This window comes from Duganella alba (assembly GCF_009674495.1).
GTDB classification, from domain to species: Bacteria; Pseudomonadota; Gammaproteobacteria; order Burkholderiales; family Burkholderiaceae_D; genus Rugamonas; species Rugamonas alba.
In genome coordinates, this window is sequence record NZ_WKJN01000021.1 from 46,331 (window position 1) to 62,857 (window position 16,527).

Sequence of the window (16,527 nt, forward strand, 5' to 3'; positions counted from 1 at the left end):
CATGCGCCGCTCATCGTCCCGAGGTTTCACCATGCTGGAAGTGCTGGTCGCGCTGATGATCGTCGCCACCGCGCTGATCGCGTCGCTGCGCGCGGTCGGCAGCCTGACCGGCAACAGCGACAGCCTGCGCGCCAACATGATGGCCACCTGGTCGGCCGAGAACCGGCTGGTGCAGATGCGCCTGTCGCACGTATTCCCGCCGATCGGCAAGACCACCTACGAATGCCCGCAGGGCGACCTGCAGCTGATGTGCGAGGAAGAAGTCATCGCCAGCCCGAATCCGCGCTTCCGCCGGGTCGAGGTCAGCGTGTACGAGATCAGCCATCCGGAGCGCCGCATCATCAAGCTGGTCCAACTGGTGCTCAATTCATGACCGCCTCTCGCATGACCTCCCGCGCGCCCGGCTTCACGCTGATCGAACTGCTGCTGGCCATCTCCATCCTGGCCGTGATCGCGGTGCTGGGCTGGCGCGGCCTCGACAGCATCATCCGTTCGCGCGCCACGCTGACCGCCGACATGGAGCAGACGCGCGGCATGCAGCTGGCCTTCGCGCAGCTGCAGAGCGACTGCGAAAACCTGGCCATCGGCGCGCTGGTGCACAACCGCGCCTTCATCCAGGCCGAGGACGGCCGCATCACGCTGGTGCGCATGGTGATGGCGGAGAACCAGCCGACGCAATTGCAGGTGGTGTCCTACCGCGTCAACGCCGACGGCGTGCTGACGCGGCGCGAATCGGCCTACACGCGCGAGCTGACGCAGCTGGACAGCCTGTGGCAGGCGGCGCTCAGCGATACCGATCCCGCCGCCGCCGTGGCGCTGCAGGCCAGCGTGCAGGGCATGAGCATGCGCTTCTGGGTGCCCGGTGCCGGGACGATTCCCACCGCCGCCAACGCGGGCGGCTGGCAGGCGGCGGCCGGCGTGACCACCGCCGGCATCACCGGCCTGCCGACCGGCATGGAAGTGTCGCTGACGCTGCAAGGGCGCCAGGTCCCGATGGTGAAGTCCTTCCTGCTGGGGGCCCTGTGAAGATCCGGCGCCAACGCGGGGTGGCCGTGGTCACGGCGCTGCTGCTGACAACGCTGGCGGTGACCATCGTCGCCAGCCTGTTCTGGCAGCAGCAGGTGCAGGTGCGCTCGATGGAGAACCAGCGCCTGCAACTGCAAACGCGCTGGATCTTGCGCGGCGCGCTGGACCTGAGCCGCCTGATCCTGAACCAGGACGTGATCGACTCGCCCCTGTTCACGCAGCTGAACGGCGTGTGGGCCACGCCGCTGGAGGAAACGCGGCTGGACGATTATGTCGAGCGCGAGCGTCTGCAAGGTGAAAATTTCAACGCCACGCTGTCCGGCCGCATGACGGATGCGCAGGCGCGCTACAATCTTGCCAACCTGGCGGATAACGGCAAGGTGAATGCCGAGCAGGTCGCGGTGTTCCAGCGCTTGTTGAGCAACCTGCGGCTGGACTCGGGGCTGGCGCAGGGCGTGGCCGAGCTGGTGTTGAAATCCCAAAGCCTATCGGCCGCGCAGCAAGCCGGCGGCGGCCCGGGCGGCGGCACCGGCAGCGCCGGCGGCGCTACCGGCAGCGGCGGAACAACCGGCACTACCGGCACCGGCGGCACGACGGGCACGACCGCCACCACCGGCACCGCCAGCGGTGGCGGCAGCGAACCGCTGGGACTGGTGCGGGCCGAGGATCTGTTGGCGGTGAGCGGTTTCTCGCCGCCGGCCATCGACCAGTTGCGCGACTATGTGATCGTGCTGCCGGTCCGCGCGACGGCGGTCAATGTGAACACCGCGCCGGCCGAGCTGCTGTCGGCGCTGGTGCAGGGCCTGTCGCTGTCGGATGCGCAGGCGATGGTCAATACGCGCAAGACGGTGTATTACCGCCTGGTGACCGATTTTACGAGCGTGTCGCAATTGGCCGGCAAGCGGCCGGTGGTGCCGTATGACGTGCGCAGCGATTTCTTCCTGGCCTACAGCCGGGTAAAGCTGGACCGCGCTTCGCTTGAAACGCAGTCCCTGCTGCGGCGGCCGGGCAGGATGGCCGCCACCTCGGTGGAATGGATACGGGAATACTAAAGAACAGCGATGAACGAAAGCGAGATCCTTTGACTACACTATTTATCCGCTATCCGGCCAAGGCCAGCGTCGACAGCGGCGCGGCGCAGACCTGCCCGTTCGCGCTGGTGGGCGATGGCGGCAATCTGCTGCAGCAGGGCGTTTCCCCGCTGGGCAACCTGGCGGACATGGTGGCGTCCGCGCGCCGCGTGACGCTGCTGCTGGCCGCCGCCGACACCACGCTGCTGCGCGTGAAAGCGCCGCCGCTGTCGGCCAGCCGTCTGAAAGCGGCGCTGCCGGCGCTGGTGGAAGAACAGGTGCTGGGCGATCCGAACGATTGCGTGCTGGCCGCCACCGCCGCCGATGACGAAGGTCTGCGCACCGTCGCCGTGGTGCAGCGCGCCTGGCTGGAAGTGTTGGTCAAGGCGCTGCTGGCGCAGGGCGCGCAGGCGGTGTCGGTGGTGCCGTCGCAACTGTGCCTGCCGTTCCAGCCGGGCGCCGTGTCGGCCGCGCTGGTGGCCGGCGACGCCGGTTACGACCTGATGATGCGCCAGTCGCAGTTCGAAGGCCTGGGCATGACCCTGCCGGCGCAACCGCAGGCCGCGCTGCAAACGCTGCGCGCGCTGGCCGGCGAGCAGCCGGTGACGCTGTACCTGCCGGCGGCGCAGAAGGCGCAGTTCGCGTCGCTGGCCGCCGCAATTCCCCATTTGACGCTGGAAGAGGACCATTGGGCGCACTGGGTGGCGGGCGCGCGCGGCGCGGGGCTGGACCTGGCGCCTGCGCTCGGCAACAACGGCGCTTCGGCGCGTGCGTGGCAGCGCTGGCGCTGGCCGGTGCGCATCGCCGTGGTGGCGCTGCTGATCAATGTGGTCGGCGTGAATATCGAGTGGCTGCGCCTGCGCGGCGAAGCCAAGGTGGTGGGCCAGTCGATGGTGCAGACCTTCAAGTCGGTCTATCCGAAAGAACCGCTGGTGGCGGCGCCAATGGATCAGATGACGCGCAATATCCGCCTGGCGAAAGCCAACAGCGGCGAAGCCGGCGGCGATGAATTCGTCACCCTCAGCGCGGCCTTCGGCGAAGCGCTGAACGTCCTGCCGCGCAAGGACGTCATCGCCACGCTGGAATACAAGGAGCATGCCTTGCTGGTCAAGGTCAAACCGAATACCGTGGACGCGGCGGCGATGCAGCAGCTGCGCGCCGCGCTGGCCGGCCGCAAGCTCGATCTGCTGGAGCCGACGCCGGGCGCCTGGAAGATCCAGCCGCTGACCGCAGGAGGAAAAACATGAGCAAGCCGAATCCATGGACCACGCTGCGCGCGCGCGCCGACGCCTTCTGGCTGGCGCGCACCGAGCAGGAACGCAAGCTGCTGCGCATCGGCGGCATCGTCGTCGGCCTGGGGCTGTTCTACAGCATCGCCATCGATCCCGCCATGAGCGGCGCCGACAGGCTGCACAAGGAACTGCCGCAGCTGCACCAGCAGGCCGCCGAGATGCAGGGCATGGCGCGCGAGGCGCAGGCGCTGCAAGGCCAGAACACCATCGCGCCGACGCCGATGACCCGCGATAACCTGAACGCCGGCCTTGCCGCGCGCGGCCTCAATCCGCAGTCGCTCAACGTCACCGGCGAATACGCCAAGCTGCAGTTCACCGGCGCGCAGTATGCCGGCATCGTCGACTGGCTGAATGCGATCCGCACCGAAAGCCGCATCAACGTGGTGGACGCCAGCTTCACCGCGCAGGACACGGCGGGCGTGGTCAACGGCACGCTGACGCTGCGCCAGGGAGCCCGATGAAACGCGCCGTGCTATGGTTGCTGACCATCGCGCTGACGGTGGTCATCACACTGCTGGTATTCTTTCCGGCGGCGTGGCTCGGTTCCATCGTCGAACAGCGCACCGGCGGCCGTTTGACGCTGGGGGATGCGCAAGGTACGCTGTGGCGCGGTTCGGCCTTTGTCGGCGGCGCGGCGGGCAACAACGGCCCGGTCACGCCGCTGCTGCCGGGGCGCTTCAGCTGGAAGATTTCGCCGCTGTCGCTGATCGGCATGGTCGACCTGCAATTGGATAATCCGGAGGCGCTGGCGCAGGCGGTGACGTTCCGCGGCAGCTGGTCGCGCTGGCAACTGAGTCCGTCGGCGCTGCTGCTGCCGGCCGAAGGGCTGTCCGGCCTGGGCGCGCCATTGAATACGCTGGCGCCGAGCGGCACCATGCGCCTGTCGTGGACCGGGCTGGAGCTGGCGCTGGAAAACCGCCAGGCCAGCGTCGAGGGCCGCACCACGCTGGAGATGAGCGACATGGCCTCGCGCCTGTCGTCGATCCGGCCGCTGGGCAGCTACGCGCTGGCGCTGGACTGGCACGGCCAGCAGGCGCAGTTGGCGCTCAGCTCCGTCAAGGGGCCGCTGTTGTTGAGTGGCCGGGGCAGTTTGAACAACGGCCGCCTGCAGTTTTCCGGGCAGGCCGAGGCAGCACAAGGAAACGAAGAAGCACTGGCCAATCTGTTGAATTTGCTGGGCCAGCGCAAGCCAGGTAGTGACCGTAACGTCATCGCATTAGAGTTCCACTAAGATAAAGTCCGACTATGAAAAATCAGTCCATGAGCAAATCCCGTCTTCCTGCGCTGCGCCGCCTGAGCGCAGGTGCGATGCTGTGCTGTGCGATCAGCGCCGCGCCCACCGCGGCCATGCTGCTGTTGCCATTGCAGGCGCAAGCCGTCGCGGACGACGCTGCGCTGAACTTTGTCGGCGCCGATATCGAATCGGTGATCAAGGCGGTCGGCCACTACACCAACATCACCTTCGTCATCGATCCGCGCGTCAAAGGCACGCTGACGGTGGTGTCGGAAAAACCGGTGACCAAGTCGCAGGCCTTCAGCCTGCTGACCTCCGCGCTGCGCCTGCAAGGCTATGCGGTGGTCAGCGGCGACGGCTTCGCCAAGGTGGTGCCGGAAGCGGACGCCAAGCTGCAGGCCAGCCCGACGCAGGTCGGTGCGGCGCAGGCCACGGCCAAGGGCGACCAGATCGTCAGCCAGATCTTCCACCTGAATTACGAGTCGGCCGCCAACGTGGTGACGGTGCTGCGTCCCCTGATCTCGCCGAACAATACCGTCAACGCCAATCCGGGCAACAACAGCGTGGTGGTGACCGACTACGCCGACAACGTCAAGCGCCTGGCCAAGATCGTCGCCGCGCTGGACGCGCCGGCCGTCACCGACCTCGATGTGATCCCGGTGCGCTACGCCATCGCCAGCGACCTGGCGGCGATGATGAACAAGCTGATGGACGGTGCCGCCGCCGGCGCCGGCGGCGGCGATACCAGCAAGGTGTCGGTGCTGGCCGATCCGCGCACCAACTCCCTGATCCTGCGCGCGCCGTCGCTGGCGCGCGCCAACCTGGCCAAGTCGCTGATCGCCAAGCTCGATCAGCCGACCCAGGAACTGGGCAATGTGCACGTGGTCTACCTGAAGAACGCGGAGGCGACCAAGCTGGCGCAGACGCTGCGCTCGGTGGTGTCCGGCGACTCCTCGCAGACCAACAGCGGCAATAGCGGCAGCGGCGCCAATGCGCAAAACAGCGGCAACGCGAACAATAATTTCAGCAATACGTCGAGCAGCTCGAGCACCAGCGGTTCCGGCACCGGCAGTTCCGGCCCTACCAATCCGCTGCTGACCGGGAACAACAACCAGCAGCAGAACAGCGGCGGCGGCAGCGCCGGCTACATCCAGGCCGACGCCACCACCAACACCCTGATCATCACCGCGCCGGAATCGGTGTACCGCAACCTGCGCGCCGTGATCGACCAGCTGGACGTGCGCCGCGCGCAGGTCTATATCGAATCGCTGATCGTCGAGGTCACGTCCGACAAGGCCTCCGAGTTCGGCGTGCAGTGGGTCGGCGCGACCGGCAATTCGAACAGCACGACGCGGGTCGGCGTGCTGCAATCGTTCACCACCGGCGGCACCAACAACAACCTGACCTCGATCTACGCCGGCGGCGGCACCGTCCTGCCGAGCAACGGCGTGTCCTTCGGCCTGTTCAACAAGACCGGCCTGGGGCTGCTGGCGCACGCGCTGGAATCGGACGCCAACGCCAACATCCTGTCGACGCCGAACATGATCACGCTGGACAACGAGCTGGCCACCATCCGCGTCGGCCAGAACGTGCCGATCCTGACCGGCCAGTTCACCACCACCTCCGGCACCAACAGCAATCCGTTCCAGACCATCGACCGCAAGGACGTGGGCCTGACGCTGAAAGTGCGGCCGCAGATTTCCGAAGGCGGCACCATCAAGCTGGCGATCTACCACGAGACGTCGAGCGTGGATAAATCGACGCTGACCGCCGCTTCCGGCATCACGCTGAACAACCGCGTGATCGAGAACAACGTGATCGCCGACGACGGCCAGATCATCGTGCTCGGAGGCCTGATCGAGGACACCGAAGGCGACGGCACCGACAAGGTGCCGGGCCTGGGCAGCCTGCCGGTGATCGGCAACCTGTTCAAGTACCAGAGCCGTACCCGCAAGAAGACCAACCTGATGGTGTTCCTGCGCCCTGTGGTCATCCGCAGCAAGGAGCAGAGCATCAGTCTGGCCACCGACCGCTACGACTACATGCGCGGCCAGCAGGAGAACATCCAGCCGCCGGAAGGCGCGCTGGTGAAGGATCTGGGCCAGGCGGTGCTGCCGGCGCTGCAGAACGGTGCGCCGGTCGGCGGTGGCGGCATTGCCGCGCCGGTGCCGCCTGCGCCGCTGCCTTCGCGCCTGCCGGGCGGCGCTTCGAATATTCAGCCAGTACCTCAACCGGTGCCGCAACAGTAATATGAGCAATCTTCTCCCTTACGCCTTCGCCCGCGATTTCGTGGTGCTGGCCCGGCACAGCGACGATGCCGAGAACACCGTCGACGTGCTGGTGTGCGGCGCCACCGCGCCGGCCGCCATCGCCGAGGTGTCGCGCCGTTTCGGCCGCATCCAGTTGAAGAACATGACGCGCGCCGACCTGGAAACCGCGATCGCCGCGGCCTACGCCAGCTCGGGCGGCAACGCCTCGATGGTGGCGGAGGAATTCGACGCCGACCTCGATCTGACCAAGCTGCTGCAGGACGTGCCGGCCATCGAAGACCTGCTGGAATCGTCCGACGACGCGCCGGTGATCCGCATGATCAACGCGCTGCTGACGCAGGCGCTGCGCGACGGCGCCTCCGACATCCACATCGAGCCGTTCGAACAGACCTCGGTGGTGCGCTTCCGCGTCGACGGCACGCTGCGCGACATCGTCCGTCCGCGCAAGGCGATCCACGGTTCGCTGATCTCGCGTATCAAGATCATGGCGCAACTGGACATCGCCGAGAAACGCCTGCCGCAGGACGGCCGTATCACGCTGCGCATCGGCGGCAAGCCGGTGGACGTGCGCGTCTCGACGCTGCCGACCGGCCACGGCGAACGCGCCGTACTGCGTCTGCTGGACAAGGAAGCCAACCGCCTCGACCTGAACCACCTGGGCATGAGCGACACCATGCTGCCGAAGTTCGACGCGCTGATCAACCAGCCGCACGGCATCGTGCTGGTGACCGGTCCCACCGGCTCCGGCAAGACCACCACGCTGTACGCCGCGCTGGCGCTGCTCAACGCCTCCACCACCAACATCATGACGGTGGAAGACCCGATCGAGTACGACCTGGCCGGCGTCGGCCAGACCCAGGTCAACACGCGCATCGACATGACCTTCGCCAAGGCGCTGCGCGCGATCCTGCGCCAGGACCCGGACGTGATCATGATCGGCGAGATCCGCGACCTGGAAACCGCGCAGATCGCGGTGCAGGCATCGCTGACCGGTCACCTGGTGCTGGCCACGCTGCACACCAACGACGCCGCCGCCGCCGTCACGCGACTGCTGGACATGGGCATCGAGCCGTTCCTGCTGTCGTCCACCCTGCTGGGCGTGCTGGCGCAGCGCCTGGTGCGCAAGCTGTGCCCGAGCTGCAAGACCTTCGACGGCGCGCTGTGGCACGCGGTCGGCTGCGAGCATTGCGGCCACACGGGCTACCAGGGCCGGGTGGGAGTCTACGAGTTTTTGGAGACCACGGAGCAGATCCGCGCGCAGATCCACAACCGCGCCTCGGAGGCGGAAGTCAAGGCCGCCGCCGTGGCCGACGGCATGCAAACCATGCGCGAAGACGGCGAGCGTTGGCTGGCCTCCGGCATCACCACGCAAGCCGAAATGCTGCGCGTGACCAAGGACTAGGCGACCGACCATGCCCGCATTTCGTTATGAAGCCGTCGATGCCGGCGGCGCCACCAAAAAAGGCGTCCTCAATTCGGACAGCGCCCGTTCCGCGCGCGCCGAACTGCGCACGCAAGGACTGGTGCCGCTCAAGGTCGACGCCATCTCCGCCCAAGTGGACGCTTCCGGCGTGGCCAGGAGCCGCGGCTTCGGCGAGCGTCTCAGTTCGACCGAACTGGCGCTGTTCACGCGCCAGCTGGCCAGTTTGCTGGAAGCGGGCCTGCCGCTGGAGCAGGCCTTCACCGCCTTGCTGGAGCAGGCCGAACGCCCGTACCTGCGCGACCTGATCGCCTCCGTGCGCTCGGAAGTGATCGGCGGCGATTCGCTGTCGGCCGTGCTGGGCCGCCATCCGCGCGACTTCGCCGAGATCTACCGCGCGCTGGTGGCGTCCGGCGAGCAGATCGGCCAGCTGTCGCGCGTGCTGTCGCGCCTTGCCGACTACATCGAGCGCCGCAACGCGCTGGTGCAGAAGGTAAGGCTGGCGTTCACCTATCCGGCCATCGTGACGGTGGTGGCGTTCTCCATCGTGATCTTCCTGCTGACCTATGTGGTGCCGCAGATTGTCTCGGTGTTCGCCAACACCAAGCAGAAGCTGCCGTTCCTGACCATCGTCATGCTGGCGGTGTCGGACTTCGTGCGCCACTACGGCATCGTGGTGGCCATCGCGCTGGTCGGCGCGTGGACCATGTGGCGCCGCGCGCTGCAAAATCCCGCGCTGAAGCGGCGCTGGCACACCTGGCTGCTGACGGCGCCGCTGTACGGCAAGTTCGAGCGCAGCCTGAACACGGCGCGCTTCGCCAGCACGCTGGCGATCACCACCGGTTCCGGGGTGCCGATCCTGCGCGCGCTGGAGACCAGCCGCGATACGCTCAACAACGTCGCCATGCAGGAGCTGGTGGAAGAGGCCAGCGACGGCGTGCGCGAAGGCGTGAGCCTGGCGCGCGCGCTGTCGGCGCAGAAGCACTTCCCGCCGATGCTGATCCACATGATACGCGCCGGCGAAATCACCGGCGAGCTGCCGGCCATGCTGGACCGCGCCGCCGCCGCGCAGGAGGCCGACCTGGAACGCCGCACGCTCACCATCGCGGGCCTGCTGGAACCGGCGCTGATCCTGGCCATGGGCGTGGTGGTGCTGCTGATCGTGCTGGCGGTGCTGATGCCTATTATCGAAATCAATCAGCTGGTACGCTGATCGTCAGGAATACAACAAGGACACCATGAAGCGTTTGCCCTTAATCGTTACCGTTCTCGCCGTGGTGCTGCTGTCCGCATCGCTGGCTTACTGGGGACTGCAGTTATTCAAGCCGCAGCAGCGCGCGATCGCCGCGCCGCCGCCGGCGCCGCCGATCGGCGTCAACCTCGACGCGGCCAAGGGCCTGTTCGGCGGCCAGGTGATGGTGGCCGCGGTCAGCAACTACCAGCTCAAGGGAGTGGTGGCGGCGCGCGGTGAAGACAGCGCCGCCATCATCTCGGTCGACAACAAGCCGGCCGTGGCGCTGGCCGTCGGCAAGGAAGTGCTGCCGGGGGTGATCGTCAAGGAGGTGCACGCCAAGCATGTGATCCTGTCCGAGGGCGGCGTCAATAAACGCCTGGACCTGCCGAGCGACGCCGGCGTGTCCAGCGGTCCGGCCACCATGCCGGGCCAGCCGATACCGGCGCAGCCGGTGCAACCGGCGCCGGCCATGCCGCAGCCGACCACGGTGCAGTCGCCGCCGCAGAACGGCCAGCAGCGGCCCATCGCCCCGATGGGCATTCCGCCCATCCCCACCAACGATCGTCAGTAGGTCGAGCCCATGGCTTCTCTTCGTACACTGGCCGCAGCTTTATGCTGCGGCTTTTTCTTGTCTGCGGCGCTGGCGGCGCCTGCGCCGCAGCAGCCCAACGCCACCTCGGTGGCGCCGGATGCCGCCATCAAGCCGCGTCCCAAGATCGCGCTGGTGCTGTCGGGCGGCGGTGCGCGCGGCTTTGCCCACATCGGCGTGCTGCGCGCCTTGCAGGAGCTGCGCATTCCGGTCGACTTCGTGGTGGGCACCAGCATGGGCAGCGTGGTGGGTGGTGCTTACGCGGCCGGCAGCTCGGTCGACCAGCTGGAGCAGCTGGTGCGCCGCACCGACTGGAATGCTGTGGTGGCGGACCGTCCGCCGCGCGATGAGCTGATCTATCGCCGCCGCGAGGAAGACCTGCTGCTGCCGTCGCGGATCGAGTTCGGCCTGCATTCGGACGGCGTGTCCTTGCCGCCTGCCGCCGCCGGCAACGAGGCGCTGGAACTGGCGCTGACCAGCGTGCTGCCGGCCGGCGCGCGCGACAAGCCGGCCAACCTGCTGCAATTGCCGTTCCGCTCCGTGGCGTCGGACCTGGTGACCGGCGAACTGGTGGAACTGAGCGACGCGCCGCTGTTCCTGGCGATGCGCGCCTCGCTGGCGGTGCCGGGCGTGTTCGCGCCGGTGCGCGTCAACCAGCGCCTGCTGGTCGACGGTGGCCTGGTGCGCAACCTGCCGGTGGACGTGGCGCGCGAGATGGGCGCCGACATCATTATCGCCGTCAACGTCGGCACGCCGCTGGCGCCGGAGAAGGAACTGGTCAGCGCGGTCAGCGTGGCGCAGCAGATGCTGCAGATCCTGACCGAGCAGAATGTCCAGCGTTCGCTGAAGGAGCTGCGTCCCAACGACGTGCTGGTGCAGCCGGACCTGGGCGGCATCGGTTTCCTCGACTTCGGCCGTTACGACCGCGCGATGAAGGAAGGCGAGGCGGCGGTGCGCGCCATGAGCGACAAGCTGGTGAAACTGGCCTTGCCGGAAGCGCAGTATGCGGCGTATGAGGTCAAGCGTTTGTCGGCGCCGATCGCCATCGACCAGCCGGTGCGGCTGACCAAGCTGGAAGTGGCGCCGAGTGGCCGCATCAATCCCAAGGAGCTGGAAACGCAGTCCGGCCTGAAGCTCGGCCAGATGGTGACCGCCGAGCAGGCGACGGCGGCCGGCAACCAGCTGTTCGGGCGCGGCGACCTGGCGCGCGTGGAAACCGAAGTGCGCGACGACGACAGCGGCCGCAGCGTGCTGATCAAACCGACCGAGGCGGAATGGGCGCACAGCCGCCTGCGCGTGGGCCTGGAACTGAACAGCGATTTCAGCGAAAACAACGCGTTCGAGATCAAGGCCATGCACGTGCTGTCGTCGCTGAACGACTGGGGCGCCGAGCTGCGCACCGTGGCGCGGGTCGGCACGGCGCGCGTGCTGGGCACGCAGTTCTGGCAGCCGCTGGGCGCCGGCTCGCAGTGGTATCTGGCGCCGTCGCTGGAATACGGTTCGGGCGCCACCGATGTGTTCAATTCCACCGGTTTCCGCCAGTCGCGCTACGCCTACGACTACAGCGCCGCGACCATGTCCTTCGGCCGCCAGCTGGGCCGCTGGGGCGATCTGCGCTACACGGTCGAGCGCCAGGTCAGCAACAAGCACATGGCGATACCGGAAGACCTGACCAGGCAGCGCGAATTCCAGACCGTGCAGGCCTTGAGCTTCAACGTCGACACGCTGGACACGATCGCCTTCCCGACGCGCGGCACCTTATTCAGCCTGGATTGGCAGCGCGCGCTGCACAAGGCCGGCGCCATCGTGCCGGTGCCGGCCAAGCAGGAGGTGAAGGGCATGGAGGCATTCCACGTCGGCCGCTGGGCGGGCCACTTGTACGCCGAATGGGCGCGCAGCCAGGGTGGTGCGACGGATAACAATCTGGGCGGCTTCCTGCGTCTGTCCGGCACCACGCCGGAGTCGGTGGTGGGCAGCCGCACGGTGCTGGGCCGGATGGTGATGGCGCGCAGCATCGGCTCGATGCCGGCCGCGCTGGGCGGCGACGTGCGGCTCGGCTTCTCGCTGGAAGCCGGCGGCGCCTACAGTCCGGCCGATCCGCTGCACTGGGGTAAATTGAAGAATGCGGCCAGCGGCTTTATCGCCGTCGACACGCGCTTCGGTCCCCTGTACTTCGGCGCCGGCACCACCAAGGGCGGCAACAGCAGCGCCTATCTGTTCCTCGGTCCTATCTGGTGATTTTCCAGCGACGCGACGGATAGTCTATGGTGATGGTCTGGTCGGCAAAGCCGGCCAGGCCGATGACGCCGGCCAGCGGCACACCGATATCCACGCCGGCCTTGCAGTGACCAAGGACGCCGGTGTCCAGCGTGTATTGGCTGACGCGTATCGGTGTTGTCAGGCGGCTGGTTTCGCAGAGGATCTCGTGGCCCAGACTGGGCGCGCGCAGCGGCTGGCTGTCCGCGCCGCGCAGCGCTTCGTACAGCGACTGCTGCAGTGGCGTGAACGTGAACAGCGCCGCGCCGGTGTCGAATAGCGCATCCTGCGGCGGCTGGTCCGGCAGCGTGACCGGCACGACGATATGGCCGCCGTCCCATCCTTCGTGGTGCACGTACTTGAATGGCGCGGCGGCGCTGTCGTCGCGCAGTGCGGCTTGCTCGACGTAGGCAAAGCGCGCGTTTTTCAAATCGATCGTCAGCGTGCCGTGCTCGAAGAATGCGTTGCCCACCGTGCCTGCGCGCTCGCCGGCATGCACCGGCTGCGGCAGCAAGGCGCGTACCGTGTGCGATGCGACTTCGATGCTCACTTCGCGGCCGGGCGCGTCGGCGGTGGGATGGGAAGCGGGGATGAATCGTCCATTGGCGCCGGTGTCCAGTTGCACGAAGCTGTCCACGCCATCGATTTTCGCGGGCAGCAAAATCGCGGCGTGCTTGAACGTGCCGAAGCTGATCCAGCGGAAGTTGGTCCACTCCGTAGCGCCGGCCGCCGGCGCGGCAAGCAGCAGGGCGACGAGCAGTTTCTTCATGGTTGCCGCATGGCGTTCGAGATCTGCTGGAGCGAAATGTCGTAGCGGTACGGGATGTTGAGGTGGCCGTCGTCGAATTCTTCGTGGACGTGGCGGATGCCTTGCTGTTGCAGCTTTTCGCAGAAGATGCGCGCGCCGAATTGCAGGTTGAATTCGTCGCGGCGGCCGGCGTCCACGAACAGCAGCGTGAGCGAGCGCAGCGCTTCGGCGTGACGCTCGACCAGATGCACCGGATCCCATTCCAGCCAGCGCTGCCACACGGCTTCGATGATCTCGCCAGTGTCCACATCGAACGGCAGGTCGAAGCCGTAGGGCGAATCCGGATTGGGCGAGTAGCAGCTGGCCATGGCGATGGTGTTGAGCATCGTGCTGTACGCCGCATCGCGCGGGCGGATGGTGCGCAGGTCGCGCAGGAAAGCGGCAAGGCCGCCTTCGCGCCGATGCAGCTCGCGCACGCAGGCGATGAAGGCAGGCTTGTAGCACAGCTCAAAATACATATCGCCGCTGTGCGACGCCGCCAGGCCGAACACGTCCGGATGACGCATCGCCAGCATGACAGCGCCGTAGCCGCCGGAGCTTTTGCCGGCCACCGCGCGGTATGCGCGCTGCGCCCTGGTGCGGTAGCTGCGGTCGATGAAGGGCACCACTTCCTGCAGCAGGTGATCCTCATAGCGGCCGGTGGCGGTGGAGTTGATGTACTGGCTGCCGCCATAGCGCGTCAGGCAGTCCGGCATGACCAGTATCATCGGCTGCACAGCGCCACTGGCGATCAAACGGTCCATGCGCTGCGCGATGTTCTCGTCCCACGGTGATTCGTTCATCAGCATGGTGCCACGGCTGTTGAAGCCGACCAGCACATACACCACCGGATAACGCCGCGCGCCATCTTCCTCATAGCCCGGCGGCAGATACACGCCGATCGTGCGGCGCACCGGATCGCCCAGCGCATTGCCGGCCAAAACAGCGCTGTCGATGTCGGCGGTGACGAACATTTACTTGGCCACGACCTTGCGCAGGATTTCGTACAGCGCAAGCAGCAGCGCCACGACAGGGAAGGCGTCCACCACCACCGGCGGAATGGCGCCGATGTGGATCACGCGTTCCAGCAGCGTGTAGACGGTCAGGAAGATGAAGGCCGCGGCCAGCACCCATTGTTTTTGTACGGTGAAGACGCCGGAGCACGTGACGGTGCCGGCCAGACTGATAAGCGTTGCGATTTTCATGCGTTTATTTGGTAGGTGCTGTACGGCGCAGCGCGGTGAACGCTGCGAATTCCCAGGAGCGGAATCCTACCAGTAATGTAAAACCATCGCGTTCCGTTGACGCCAGACGGCGGTCGCCCTGGTGCAGGCGCGCCAGTTCGCCGGCCATCTGCTGGATGCGGCCCACCAGCTCCTGCGCGCTCGGCAGCGACAGCCGCGCCGGCAGGCACAGCAGCGTTTCGCCGGCGCCGTCAAAACTGCCGCCGAAATAATCGTCCACCACGTGTTCGCGGAAGAACTGCTGCACCGGGCCGTCCGGCAGCCAGCGGAAGGCGTTGGAGACGCGCAGGCGGTAGCGGTTCAGCGGCTTCAGTTCGATCAGGCCCAGGCGGTCCAGCTCGGCCAGCAGCACGATGCATTCGGGTTCGGTCAGGTCGTAGGTTTCCAGCACCTGCTCCAGGGTCCAGTGGCCCAGGCAGCAGATCGCCATCAGCAGCAGGTTGGGATTGGCCAGCAACGATTTTTCCTGCGTCAGCGTGAGGCGGTCGGCTTGCGGCGTGGCGTCGGCCGCGCCGCGCAGCACGTCCTCCATCGGAATGCTGGCGGCCTTGCAGATCTGCGCCAGCCGCGACAGTGACATGTCCTGCTGCCCGAACATGCGCTTGACGCTCGATTCGCTCATCGAAATCCGCTCGGCCAGCATTTTGTAGGTGACGCCGGCGGTCCGCATCTGGGTCCGCAGCACTTGCAACAGCAATTCCGGTGAACTCATATTTCTGCCTTACAAAAATAACAAGGTATCGTAACACGATACCCAGCGGTGTGAAAACCTGCGCTTGGAATAATCCATTGGTACATTGCCCTGCCGCGTAGCACACTGCAAGACGTCGCCCCTCGTAGAAGGGGCTGCATCAGGACTCACCTCAAAGTAAGGGAAATCATGGTTTCTACATTGAAACTCTCATGTGGCTTGCTGCTGCTGGCCGCCTTCAGCGCCGGCGCGCAGGAAAGCTCGCCGTATTACGTCGGCGCCGATGTCGGCTTCAGCAGCAAATACAAGGACCTGCGCTGCTGGACCGATAAGGACTGCGACTCGCATGGCGACTTCAGCGGACGCCTGTATGGCGGCTACACGCTGGGCAGCAACCAGCTGTTTGGCTTGCGTAATACGAATTCGCTGGAACTCAGCGCCTTTGGCTTTGGCCATGCGCGCAGCGTGATCCAGGCCGCCGATGACTTTTATCTGAACGGCAAAAGCAAGGTTTACGGCGGCTCGCTGAACTATGTGTCGGGACTGGAACTCACGCAAGGCCTGTCGTTGCAGAGCAAGGTCGGCCTGAGCCTGGCGCGCAGCAGCGTGCAGTACGCCACCATGACCGGCTTCGACAACTACGGCGCCAGCGGCAGCGTGCGGCACAACCGCGTCGGCGTGAATTACGGCCTGGGCCTGTCGTATGCGCTGGACAAAAACTGGTCGCTGCATGGCGACTGGCTGCACGTACCGGTCAAGCTGGGCGCCGGTGACAAGACCAGCGTCAACATGTATTCCGTGGGTGTAGGCTATGGTTTCTAACTTCGTGGAGGATGGGATGAAAACACTTGTTGCAGGACTGATCGCGTTGGGCGTCATGGGCTGCGCCAGCGCCGCCGATGATCAACCATGGTATGTCGGCGCCGATGCCGGCCTGGGCGGCAATTACCGGCAGGACGGCGGCAACGGTCGGGTCTACGTCGGCTATCAGCTGGGCACCGCGCAGCTGTTCGGCATGGAGTTCGTCAATGCGGCCGAGGCGCAGCTCTACAAGCTGAACTTCCGTGCCGATGTGGGGCGGGGCGGCTATACCGTCCGCCGCGAAGTGCGGGTGGATGGCAGCGCCCTGGCCTGGGCGCCGACGCTGAAGGTGAGCGACCGGGTCGCGGTGGCGGGACGCGTGGGTGTGGCCTACAACCACGCCAACGTGCGCGAGCAGGGCAGCGAATATGCCAGCACGTATACCAAGGTGGCGCCGCTGGCCAGCCTCGGCGCGTCCTATGCGCTGAGCGACAACGTCAGGCTGCGGGCGGATGTGGGCTACACGCAGGTCAAGATCGGCTCCAAGGAAAACGTCGATCACGCGATGCTGTCGACCGGCGTGTCGGTCGGCTTCTGACGATAACCCGAGAGC

Annotated in this window: 17 protein-coding genes; 13 read left to right on the top strand and 4 right to left on the bottom strand. The window is 66.4% G+C overall.

The annotated features are described in order from the left end of the window. The first annotated feature begins 1 nt into the window (after nt 1). Genes gspI through GJ695_RS19640 form a run of 11 tightly spaced genes read left to right on the top strand, consistent with a single transcriptional unit; the run spans nt 2 to nt 12,373 of the window. Nucleotides 2–373, top strand: a complete 372-nt coding sequence (gspI, locus tag GJ695_RS19590) for a type II secretion system minor pseudopilin GspI (RefSeq protein WP_154367651.1) — start codon at nt 2–4, stop codon at nt 371–373. Further along, entirely contained in the window at nt 370–1,026 is a 657-nt protein-coding gene (locus tag GJ695_RS19595; protein ID WP_154367653.1) for a PulJ/GspJ family protein, read from the top strand. Before gspI ends, GJ695_RS19595 begins: the two co-directional genes overlap by 4 nt. Next, the gene (gene gspK, locus GJ695_RS19600; protein ID WP_166455012.1) at nt 1,023–2,078 is read left to right on the top strand and encodes a type II secretion system minor pseudopilin GspK; all 1,056 of its coding nucleotides are present in this window, start codon (nt 1,023–1,025) and stop codon (nt 2,076–2,078) included. The genes GJ695_RS19595 and gspK overlap by 4 nt, the downstream gene beginning before the upstream one ends. Nucleotides 2,079–2,107: 29 nt before the next feature. Further along, nucleotides 2,108–3,343 (top strand): type II secretion system protein GspL, encoded by a 1,236-nt coding sequence (gene gspL / locus GJ695_RS19605; RefSeq protein WP_154367655.1) that lies wholly within the window; start codon nt 2,108–2,110, stop codon nt 3,341–3,343. Beyond that, on the top strand, nt 3,340–3,849 hold the full coding sequence (locus tag GJ695_RS19610) for a type II secretion system protein M (RefSeq protein WP_154367656.1): 510 nt from the start codon (nt 3,340–3,342) through the stop codon (nt 3,847–3,849). The genes gspL and GJ695_RS19610 overlap by 4 nt, the downstream gene beginning before the upstream one ends. Next, on the top strand, nt 3,846–4,619 hold the full coding sequence (gene gspN, locus GJ695_RS19615) for a type II secretion system protein N (protein WP_154367658.1): 774 nt from the start codon (nt 3,846–3,848) through the stop codon (nt 4,617–4,619). Before GJ695_RS19610 ends, gspN begins: the two co-directional genes overlap by 4 nt. Nucleotides 4,620–4,633: 14 nt before the next feature. After that, nucleotides 4,634–6,871 carry a type II secretion system secretin GspD gene (gene gspD / locus GJ695_RS19620; protein WP_154367660.1) on the top strand — a complete coding sequence of 746 codons (2,238 nt, stop codon included), beginning with the start codon at nt 4,634–4,636 and terminating at the stop codon, nt 6,869–6,871. Between the two features lies 1 nt (nt 6,872). Beyond that, on the top strand, nt 6,873–8,294 hold the full coding sequence (gene gspE / locus GJ695_RS19625; RefSeq protein ID WP_154367662.1) for a type II secretion system ATPase GspE: 1,422 nt from the start codon (nt 6,873–6,875) through the stop codon (nt 8,292–8,294). 10 nt (nt 8,295–8,304) lie between these two features. Continuing rightward, nucleotides 8,305–9,525, top strand: coding sequence for a type II secretion system inner membrane protein GspF (gene gspF, locus GJ695_RS19630; RefSeq protein ID WP_154367664.1), 1,221 nt, complete (start codon nt 8,305–8,307; stop codon nt 9,523–9,525). Nucleotides 9,526–9,550: 25 nt separating this feature from the next. Then, complete coding sequence (locus GJ695_RS19635) at nt 9,551–10,117, top strand: type II secretion system protein N (protein ID WP_154367666.1); 567 nt, start codon at nt 9,551–9,553, stop codon at nt 10,115–10,117. A gap of 9 nt (nt 10,118–10,126) precedes the next feature. Then, nucleotides 10,127–12,373, top strand: coding sequence for a patatin-like phospholipase family protein (locus GJ695_RS19640; RefSeq protein ID WP_154367668.1), 2,247 nt, complete (start codon nt 10,127–10,129; stop codon nt 12,371–12,373). Here the strand turns inward: GJ695_RS19640 and GJ695_RS19645 are convergent. From GJ695_RS19645 to GJ695_RS19660, 4 genes are read right to left on the bottom strand one after another with little or no spacing between them, the layout of a single operon-like run. Continuing rightward, complete coding sequence (locus GJ695_RS19645) at nt 12,363–13,160, bottom strand: hypothetical protein (RefSeq protein ID WP_154367670.1); 798 nt, start codon at nt 13,158–13,160, stop codon at nt 12,363–12,365. The two genes, GJ695_RS19640 and GJ695_RS19645, sit on opposite strands and share 11 nt — an antisense overlap. Beyond that, nucleotides 13,157–14,152 (bottom strand): alpha/beta hydrolase, encoded by a 996-nt coding sequence (locus GJ695_RS19650; RefSeq protein ID WP_154367672.1) that lies wholly within the window; start codon nt 14,150–14,152, stop codon nt 13,157–13,159. The genes GJ695_RS19645 and GJ695_RS19650 overlap by 4 nt, the downstream gene beginning before the upstream one ends. Then, on the bottom strand, nt 14,153–14,383 hold the full coding sequence (locus GJ695_RS19655; protein WP_154367673.1) for a hypothetical protein: 231 nt from the start codon (nt 14,381–14,383) through the stop codon (nt 14,153–14,155). It lies immediately after the preceding gene. 4 nt (nt 14,384–14,387) lie between these two features. Beyond that, nucleotides 14,388–15,134 carry a helix-turn-helix domain-containing protein gene (locus tag GJ695_RS19660; protein ID WP_154367676.1) on the bottom strand — a complete coding sequence of 249 codons (747 nt, stop codon included), beginning with the start codon at nt 15,132–15,134 and terminating at the stop codon, nt 14,388–14,390. 168 nt (nt 15,135–15,302) lie between these two features. Here GJ695_RS19660 and GJ695_RS19665 point away from each other — a divergent pair, with 168 nt between their 5' ends. Both GJ695_RS19665 and GJ695_RS19670 read left to right on the top strand, forming a co-directional pair. Next, entirely contained in the window at nt 15,303–15,935 is a 633-nt protein-coding gene (locus GJ695_RS19665; RefSeq protein WP_154367678.1) for an outer membrane beta-barrel protein, read from the top strand. A gap of 16 nt (nt 15,936–15,951) precedes the next feature. Continuing rightward, nucleotides 15,952–16,512 (top strand): outer membrane beta-barrel protein, encoded by a 561-nt coding sequence (locus GJ695_RS19670; protein WP_166455011.1) that lies wholly within the window; start codon nt 15,952–15,954, stop codon nt 16,510–16,512. The last annotated feature ends 15 nt before the right edge of the window (nt 16,513–16,527 follow it).